At 39.5% G+C, this 8,703-nt stretch carries 11 protein-coding genes; 8 read left to right on the top strand and 3 right to left on the bottom strand.

Annotated features, from left to right (window positions below; all coding sequences use genetic code 11):
- The first annotated feature begins 130 nt into the window (after nt 1-130).
- The 8 genes from C5N92_RS01975 to C5N92_RS01940 all read left to right on the top strand — a co-directional run bounded on the left by C5N92_RS01975 (nt 131) and on the right by C5N92_RS01940 (nt 3,577).
- A complete protein-coding gene (locus tag C5N92_RS01975) occupies nt 131-430 on the top strand; it encodes a hypothetical protein (protein ID WP_111749200.1) in 300 nt (99 codons plus the stop codon).
- 199 nt (nt 431-629) lie between these two features.
- Nucleotides 630-1,532, top strand: coding sequence for a recombination-associated protein RdgC (rdgC, locus tag C5N92_RS01970; protein ID WP_111749199.1), 903 nt, complete (start codon nt 630-632; stop codon nt 1,530-1,532).
- 71 nt (nt 1,533-1,603) lie between these two features.
- Nucleotides 1,604-1,873: a hypothetical protein gene (locus tag C5N92_RS01965; protein ID WP_111749198.1), complete on the top strand. Its 270-nt coding sequence runs from the start codon at nt 1,604-1,606 to the stop codon at nt 1,871-1,873.
- On the top strand, nt 1,873-2,133 hold the full coding sequence (locus C5N92_RS01960; RefSeq protein WP_111749197.1) for a DUF6378 domain-containing protein: 261 nt from the start codon (nt 1,873-1,875) through the stop codon (nt 2,131-2,133). The genes C5N92_RS01965 and C5N92_RS01960 overlap by 1 nt, the downstream gene beginning before the upstream one ends.
- Before the next feature lie 26 nt (nt 2,134-2,159).
- Nucleotides 2,160-2,375: a hypothetical protein gene (locus C5N92_RS01955; protein ID WP_111749196.1), complete on the top strand. Its 216-nt coding sequence runs from the start codon at nt 2,160-2,162 to the stop codon at nt 2,373-2,375.
- Nucleotides 2,376-2,458: 83 nt separating this feature from the next.
- Nucleotides 2,459-2,734, top strand: a complete 276-nt coding sequence (locus tag C5N92_RS01950) for a hypothetical protein (protein WP_111749195.1) — start codon at nt 2,459-2,461, stop codon at nt 2,732-2,734.
- A 2-nt stretch (nt 2,735-2,736) separates the two neighbouring features.
- Complete coding sequence (locus tag C5N92_RS01945) at nt 2,737-3,375, top strand: HNH endonuclease (RefSeq protein WP_111749194.1); 639 nt, start codon at nt 2,737-2,739, stop codon at nt 3,373-3,375.
- 22 nt (nt 3,376-3,397) lie between these two features.
- Complete coding sequence (locus C5N92_RS01940) at nt 3,398-3,577, top strand: helix-turn-helix transcriptional regulator (protein WP_111749193.1); 180 nt, start codon at nt 3,398-3,400, stop codon at nt 3,575-3,577.
- A 317-nt stretch (nt 3,578-3,894) separates the two neighbouring features.
- Here C5N92_RS01940 and C5N92_RS01935 read toward each other — a convergent pair whose 3' ends face one another.
- From C5N92_RS01935 to fdnG, 3 genes are read right to left on the bottom strand one after another with little or no spacing between them, the layout of a single operon-like run.
- Nucleotides 3,895-4,572, bottom strand: a complete 678-nt coding sequence (locus tag C5N92_RS01935) for a formate dehydrogenase subunit gamma (RefSeq protein ID WP_111749192.1) — start codon at nt 4,570-4,572, stop codon at nt 3,895-3,897.
- A complete protein-coding gene (gene fdxH / locus C5N92_RS01930; RefSeq protein WP_111749191.1) occupies nt 4,565-5,506 on the bottom strand; it encodes a formate dehydrogenase subunit beta in 942 nt (313 codons plus the stop codon). Before fdxH ends, C5N92_RS01935 begins: the two co-directional genes overlap by 8 nt.
- Nucleotide 5,507: 1 nt before the next feature.
- On the bottom strand, nt 5,508-8,573 hold the full coding sequence (gene fdnG / locus C5N92_RS01925) for a formate dehydrogenase-N subunit alpha (RefSeq protein ID WP_145956996.1): 3,066 nt from the start codon (nt 8,571-8,573) through the stop codon (nt 5,508-5,510).
- Nucleotides 8,574-8,703: the final 130 nt, after the last annotated feature.

The following is an 8,703-nucleotide window of genomic DNA, read 5'->3' as shown; positions in this document are numbered from 1 at the left end:
AGTTAACATTTAATTGATTGATTTTAAATCATTTTATAATTTACATTTTATAAATAATATAGAAACAACCGTTCTAAGTAGATTGATAGTAATGCCCTAGATTTTAAGGGCGTTTAATTGGAGAGAAAAAATGAAAAATAACTACATAAAATCACTTATATCTAAGCACAAAGATATTCAAACATTGGAAAAAGAACTAGAGGCTATGAAGAAAGCTTATGTTGAAGAAATATCCCCCTACAAAATAGGGGACGTAATACAAACAAACCATTTGGATAATGCTGAGATTAAAATTCAGATGATGGCAATCTCTAATATTTATGATGATGCAATCGAATTAAAATTTACAGGGTATAACCGCAACCAAAATGGTGAGTTTGGATTAAGACTTTTAAACTGTAAGCAACGAGTAGAATGTAAACCTAACTAAGCCACAACACAGTGGCTTTTTTATTGGAGAAATTATGTGTGAATGTATTGCTGAATATAAAAACAAACTAGCGGATAATTTGCGCTCTCGTGGTGTAGAGCTAGTTGGAGGAGTCTCTCTAAATACAGTATTTCCGATGAAAAATTTTAAGTGATTACTGTCCGTTTTGTGGTGAAAATCTAGCAACAGGAGAACAACAATGCACTGGTTCAAAAACACCCTAATCTACCGCCTAACATCTGCGGTTGATTTTTCAAATATCGAAGAAGCATTGCAACAAAACAAATACACCGAATGCCAACCGTTAGACTACCGTCAATTTGGCTGGGATAAACCGCTTGTCACTAGCGATCAGTTACATTTCAGTGTAAATGGGCAGATTTTGCTTATAGCTCACAAAGAAGAGAAAAATATCCCTGCTGGAGTTGTGAAAAAAGAAGCGGAAAGTCGCATTGCAGAGCTTGAAGAAAAAGAACAACGTAAGTTGAAGAAAATCGAAAAACAAGCGATTAAAGATGATGTGGTTACAATGTTACTGCCAAGAGCATTTAGCAAACATCAGCTTACCGCCGTGTGGATCGATACGATAGCCAACTTGATTTATGTTGATAGCCCATCTGCAAGTCGTGCAGAAAATGCGCTGGCATTGTTGCGAAAATCGCTTGGCTCACTGCCTGTCATACCGCTCTCATTTAACCTGCCACCAAGCGAAACAATGACAAAGTGGCTATCAGAAAACAGCGTACCACAATGGCTCACCTTGCTTGAAGAAGGTAAATTGCGCTCCTTTGATACAGACAGCCAAGTAACCTTTAAGCACCAAGATTTAGAAAGTGACGAAATCACCCAACACTTACAAGCAGGTAAATTTGTCACCAGTCTTGCGTTGGAGTGGGAAAATCATTTGAGCTTTACACTTAATGAAGATGGCTCAATTTCCAAAATCAAGTTTGCTGATGACATTCTCGAAAAGAACGATGACATCATCAAAGAAGATGTAGCACAACGTTTTGACGCTGATTTCTTTTTGATGACTGCCGAGTTAAGCGGTTTAATCGAACGATTGGCTGATGAGTTTGGTGGGATTAAACAATCAAACTGATTTTGCAAAACTTTTCTAAAAATCAACCGCTTGCACTCCAAGCGGTTTTTTATTACCCAAAAGGAAATCCTATGAATCTAAACCCACTCTACCACCTACGCCGTTACCGAGAGCTTGAAAGTCGTAATAGCGAATTAGTGAAAAAGATAGCCCAACAGGCTCGCACGATCGAAGAGCAACGTAATGCGCTCAATCGTGCAGAAAAAGAGTACAAACTGCTCTATACCGATTGGCAAAAAGTTGTCGCAACCAATGCAAAATATGAGCGAGAAGCCAATGCTTATTTGCTTGCACCACCCAAAAAACACGGTAAACACCGCCAACCAAGAGGAAAAAAATAATGAATACCACCGACATTCTCAATGAACGCCAACAAACACACGGTGACTTTGCAACCTGCGCTCAAATTGCGCAAGAAATAAAACTTGTCATTGCCGCCAATGATAATTGTCTGTCACACCAAAAACGTGAAGCGTTAGAGATGATTGCTGTCAAAATGGCAAGAATTTTAAACGGCGGACATAATCACAAAGACAGCTGGCAAGATATTGCAGGTTATGCAATGTTGGGTGGTGGGTTGTTTACCCAAAAAGATAAATAGACTTTGCAAAAAATATCGAGGAAGTAATGTTTGGAAATAATTTGCAGGTAATTGATGGTAAGCGCTATGTCGTACTTGAATCACAATTTCGTAATTATTGGCGGGTACTAATGGAAACAGAGAAGACCGTTACTCAAGGTGAGGCGGTCGAGATTTGTCAGTATTGGGTTAAATACAAAGGAGTAAAGCCCGAGCAGTTAAAAATTATAGAAGTGCCTGATATTTTGAAAAAGGAGGAATAAATTCTGGAACTACAAATCATCTACTTATCACAAAGTAAATATCTACCATTTCTAGTATTTTCTATTATCTAAAGGTTCAAAAAATGACAACACTTATCACCACTGCACAATCTACTATTGATCAACTCAACAACCACCTATTCTCAGCTATAGCACGACTTAATAATGATAATTTAACAGTTGAAGAAATTAATGCAGAAAGCGAACGAGCGAAATCAATTATTGGTCTCTCAGACCAAATCATCAAGGGCGTAAATGCGACGAACCAATCGCTACAAATTATTAGCCGTAACTTTGATGCGTCACAAGATCAAGGTTTCCTTCTTGAAAACAGAACCCGTCGTAGCTCTGGGGGTTAAAAATGCCCAAAGGTATTGCAGTCAAATTTACCCCCGAACATATCTCTTTTCTGAAAGCGCTACATGCGAAAGATTTACCCCATCAGAAAATTACAGATTATTTCAATGAAACTTTTGAGATGACTCTTACTCGCAGACAGATTACCGCCAAGCTGAATAGGCTAGGATGTTTTACTGAACATAAAGGGCGTTATCCTAAAGGATCGATACCATGGAATAAGGGGGTAATAGGTCACATAGGAGCAAATACTACAAGCTTTAAGGCAGGGCATCAACCCCATAATACCAAGCCAGTAGGCTCTGAAAGACTCACAAAATATGGAGTCATGGTAAAAGTAGCTAAAACAGGTAGAAACGATGAACGTTGGAAATTTAGATCTCAAATAGTTTGGGAAACAACTCACGGTCAAATCCCTAAAGGTTATATCATTATTCATATTAATGGTGATAATACGGATGATCGGTTAGAAAATCTCGATATACTAAGCCGCTCTGAACTGTTATTCCTCAACAGTAAAAAGGCTAACATCGGTGAACTAACCTTTCAGCAGCTATCTCCTGAGCAACGGTCCTATGCGATTACTAAAGCGAAGCTTAAATCGGCACTATCTAAAAAACATAAAAATGCAATAACCAAATAGTTTGAAAAGAAAGGAATAAATTATGGAACCACAAATCATATTATTAAGTAAAGCTCGAGTTATAGAAATTACAAGCTTGAGTGCAACAACAATTTGGCGTAAGATGAAAGAAGGTACATTTCCAAAAAGCGTCAGAGCGTCAATGGGACGTGTTGCATGGTATAAATCTGACATTGATAAATGGCTTGCTGAACGTTCATAAAGCAGGCACATTCTTCTATTGACGGTAAAAATGACGGTAAAACTAAATTGCAATAAAAACACTACCTTTTAAAATCAATACGTTAAGCTGTGAGTATATAATTGAGTGGGAATAAAACCCCCGTCTTTCATCGCTATTCAATTCATTTCAACAATAGCTTAAAGCCCTGTAATTACAGGGCTTTTCTATTTCACTTTGGAGTATTTGTTTTTATGCAAAAAATAATCCAGTTAATAGAAATTAACTGGATTATTAAATGATTACTTGAATGAGTTAATATGCTTAACGATTTTGTATTGAATGTTTAATCAAATTTCTCATTTATGTTTAGCTTTTTCAGCTAATTCTTTTTCAAGTTCAGGGAGAACTTCTTCACGATACCAACGTGGATGGTGTTTTTTCGCCCAACGAACTGTTACCCAACCTTCTACCATACCACGAATTGAGCCTTTTACCCAAAATGCCATGTACATGTGAACCATGATACCCGTAAAGAGTAAGAAAGCACACGCTGAGTGGAATAAGATTGCAATTCGAATCACTGGGATTGAGAAATTATGAGCGAAGTATTGTCTCCACATAATAATTCCTGTAGTCAGTAAGGTAAACATCGCAAAAATCAATGTCCAGAACAATAATTTTTGACCAAGGTTATATTTACCATTGTCAGAAACTGCGTGTTCATTTCCTTTAAGTACTTCCACGATATTCACAAGCCAAACCCAGTCATTTTTCTCAGGAATATTATGATGCCAATAAATTCGTACCATATTGACGAATGCAAGGAACATAATGATACCCGTAAATGGGTGGATCATTCGTGCTAACTGTGGTGTACCTAAGATTTCAACTAACCAAGCAAAATCAGGGAAAAAGAAAGCTAGTCCTGATAACCCCGTTACAAAGAAGCAGATCACAAGAAGCCAGTGACTCCAACGAGCAGGCAATTTATGGCGCACGATTCTATAATCATTAGGGATTTGAATCTTACTCATCTTTGCCTCCTTTATGTGATTCACTGTGTTCTTCATCATGTTCATCATGTTCATCATGTTCTTCGTGTTCATCAAGATCTTCCGTATTTGGACCAATTGCAATGTAGTGAGCAATTTCAGAAAGAACCAATCCACCCATTGCAACTGCTGCTACAGGTTTGAGAACATCTTTCCAAAGTGTAACACTCATATCGATCTTCGGATCTTTCGGTAAACCAGAATAAAGTTCTGGTTTGTCTGCATGATGCAATACGTACATCACGTGAGTGCCGCCAACACCTTCTGGGTCATAAAGTCCTGCATTTTCGTAGCCACGAGATTTTAAGTCTTCAATACGTTTTGACGCGTATTCTTTCATCTCTTCTTTACTACCAAAGCGAATTGCCCCTGTTGGACAGGTTTTCACACAAGCTGGTTCTTGACCAACGGTTACACGATCCACACAAAGTGTACATTTATATACACGATGATCTTCAGGATTCATACGTGGAATATTAAACGGACAGCCTGCGATACAGTAACCACAACCGATACATTTATCAGATTGGAAGTCCACAATACCATTTGCATATTGAATAATTGCCCCCGGAGATGGACAAGCTTTTAAACAGCCTGGCTCTGTACAGTGCATACAGCCATCTTTACGGATCAACCATTCTAAACGGTCATTTTCTTCAACTTCGTTGAATTTCATTACCGTCCATGCTTTCGCATTTAAGTCAACCGGATTGTCATAGACACCAACACACTCTTCTGGTGTTGAGCGAATATCGTTCCATTCAGAACAGCCAACTTGACATGCTTTACAACCGATACAGGTTGTCACGTCAATAAGTTTTGCCACTTCAACCTGATGATCACGCGCATGCGGTGCAGGCGTCAAAAATGATGTCGCAGAGACTTTAATAATGTTTTGTGATTGTACAGAACCCATTTTATGCCCCCACCTTCTCAATATTCACTAACATACATTTCGATTCAGGTGTAAATGTATTAGCATCCCCTGCACGAACTGTTAAGTTATTTGCAAAATAACCTTTCTTCGCACCTGTTGTCGCTGCAAAGCCCCAGTGAATCGGAATACCGATAGTATGGATAGGTTTGCCATCAGACACTAATGAACGAATACGTTTAGTTACTACCGCAACAGCTTTAATATGACCACGTTTTGAGCTAACTTTCACTGTATCACCGTTATTAATGCCCTTCTCTTTTGCAAGAGCTTCACCAATTTCAACGAATTGTTCAGGTTGAGCGATAACGTTGAGCAATACATTTTTCGTCCAATAGTGGAAATGCTCTGTTAAACGATAAGTCGTTGCAACATAAGGGAACTCATCTGAAGTACCCAATTGTGCTTTATCGCTATCAAACACACGTGCCACTGGGCTTGAAACCACATTAGGGTGTAATGGGTTTGTACCAATTGGCGTTTCCATTGGTTCATAATGCTCTGGGAATGGACCATCTGTCATACGTTCACGTACGAATAAACAGCTTACCCCTTCAGGTTGCATAATAAACGGTAATGTTGGGCTATCTGGTGGTGCAGCACCAAAGTCAGCTACATCGATATAGTTCCAGTTTTTACCATTCCATTTCACTAACTGACGTTTCGGGTTCCATGGTTTACCTGATAAGTCTGCTGATGCACGGTTATAAATAATACGACGGTTCATTGGCCATGCGAAGCCCCAACCTAATGTATTACCTAAGTTCGATGGATCTGAGTTATCACGGTTCGCCATTTGGTTACCTTTTTCAGTCCATTGACCTGCATAGATCCAGCATGCACCAGAAGTTGTACCATCATCACGCATTTGAGCAAAGCTTGAAAGTAACTGACCTTTTTTCAAGATAATATTACCATCAGCGTCTTTGAGATCTTCTAATGCGTAACCGTTGTTCTCTTTCGCCACTTCTTCTGCTTTTGGCTCAAGTGGGTTTGCATAGTTCCAGCTCATCGCTTCTAACGGCTCAAGCGGTGCTTTTCCGCCTTCTTTATGATAAAGGTGGATTAATTCCGCACGTAATTCAGAGAGAATTTCGCCGTCGGTTTTCGCTTCACCTGGTGGTTCAGCCCCTTTCCAGTGCCATTGTAACCAACGACCAGAGTTAGCAATTGAACCATCTTCTTCTACGAAACACGTTGTTGGTAAACGGAATACTTCGGTTTGAATTTCTTCTGTTTTCACATCATTAAATTCACCGTAGTTTTTCCAGAATTCCGATGTATCCGTAATGAGCGGATCAAAAATAACTAAGTATTTTAAGTTACTTAATGCTTTAATGATTTTTTGTGAATTTGGGTAAGACGCAATCGGGTTCATCCCTTGGCAGAAATAGCCATTCACTTTACCTTGGTACATCTGTTCAATATATTTCAGATGATCCATTCCGCCTTTTGGCAGTTTTGGTAAATAGTGGAAACCAAATTCATTATCTTTGGTTGCTTTATCTCCATAGAATGATTTCAGCATACTCACCATGAATTTAGGTGTATTAGCCCAATAGTTCACCTGATCTTTCATCATCTGTTTAGGCGTAATACGACCTAAGAATTTTTCCAAAGATGTATCTGCATCACCTGGTAAAGGTAAATACGCTGGTAAACGGTTAGGGAATAAGCCTAAATCGGTAATACCTTGTACGTTTGAGTGTCCACGTAACGCATTCACACCGCCACCTGCAACACCGATGTTACCTAAAAGTAATTGGATAATTGCCATTGAACGGATATTTTGTGAACCGACAGTATGCTGTGTCCAACCTAACGCATAAAGGAAAGTTGCCGCTTTTTCTGGCGCAGCTGTTTTCGCAATTTCTTCACAGAAAATATGGAAATCTTTTTGTGGTGTACCCGTAATACGCTCAACCATTTCTGGTGTATAACGCTCTACATGCTCTTTTAGCATATTAAGAACACAGCGTGGATGTTGTAACGTCATATCACGAATTGGCTGACCTTCTGCATCAAATTGATACGCCCAAGTTGAACGGTCATAAGTACGAGTTTCTGGGTTATAACCAGAGAATAGACCATCTTCAAACTTGAAGTCTTCGCTAACTAAGAAAGTCGAGTTTGTATAGTGTTTAACGTATTCGTGTTGAATTTTGTCATTTTTAAGCAAATAGCGAATGACGCCTGATAAGAATGCAATATCTGTACCAGAACGGATTGGCATATAGTGGTCAGCAACGGCTGCAGAGCGGTTAAAACGTGGATCAACCACCATTAACTTCGCACCGTTTTGTTTTTTCGCTTCAATTGCCCAACGGAAACCTACAGGGTGTGCTTCTGCAGCATTACCGCCCATGACAATAACAAGATCAGAGTTTTTAATATCAACCCAGTGGTTGGTCATCGCACCGCGACCAAATGATGGAGCAAGACTTGCTACCGTTGGTCCGTGTCAGATACTCGCTTGGTTATCTGTAAAAACAATACCGAGAGAACGTACAAATTTTTGGGTAAGAATACCTGTTTCGTTACTACATGCAGAACCTGCTAGGAAACCTGTTGTCATCCAGCGGTTTACGGTATCGCCAGCTTCATTTTTCTCAACGAAGTTAGCATCACGGTCATCTTTCATATGACGCGCAATACGTTCAATGGCTTCATGCCAAGAAATACGTTTCCATTCTGTTGAACCTGCTTCACGCACTTCTGGATAACGCACACGGCGATCACTATTTACATAATCTAACGCACCCGCACCTTTAGGGCATAAAGCACCACGGCTAACTGGATGGTCTGGGTCACCTTCAATATGAATAAGCTTCCCACGACTATTCATTGCACCATCACCAAGGCTATATAACAACATACCGCAGCCTACAGCGCAGTAAGTACAGGTGTTACGTGTTTCTTTCGCACGTAACAGTTTGTATTCACGAGGCGCAGCTAATGCTGTTGCTGGAGCAAAGCCCAACACTGCTGCTGACGTCCCCGCCATACCGCCTGCACAGATCTTGAAGAACTTCCTTCTACTGACCTGCATAAATCACTCCTAAAACCACATTTGTGGCATTTATTAACAAAAAGTAAAATTTTGTCTCTAAGGGCAAGCCCTAAACAAAAATAGATGATATTATTTACCTAAACTTGCTACAAAAGTAGCATTTTGGTTA

Origin of the sequence: Glaesserella australis, assembly GCF_003260095.1 — a bacterium.
GTDB lineage: Bacteria > Pseudomonadota > Gammaproteobacteria > Enterobacterales > Pasteurellaceae > Glaesserella > Glaesserella australis.
The sequence above is the reverse complement of the archived record's forward strand: the minus strand, read 5'-3'. Positions and strand labels throughout refer to the sequence as shown.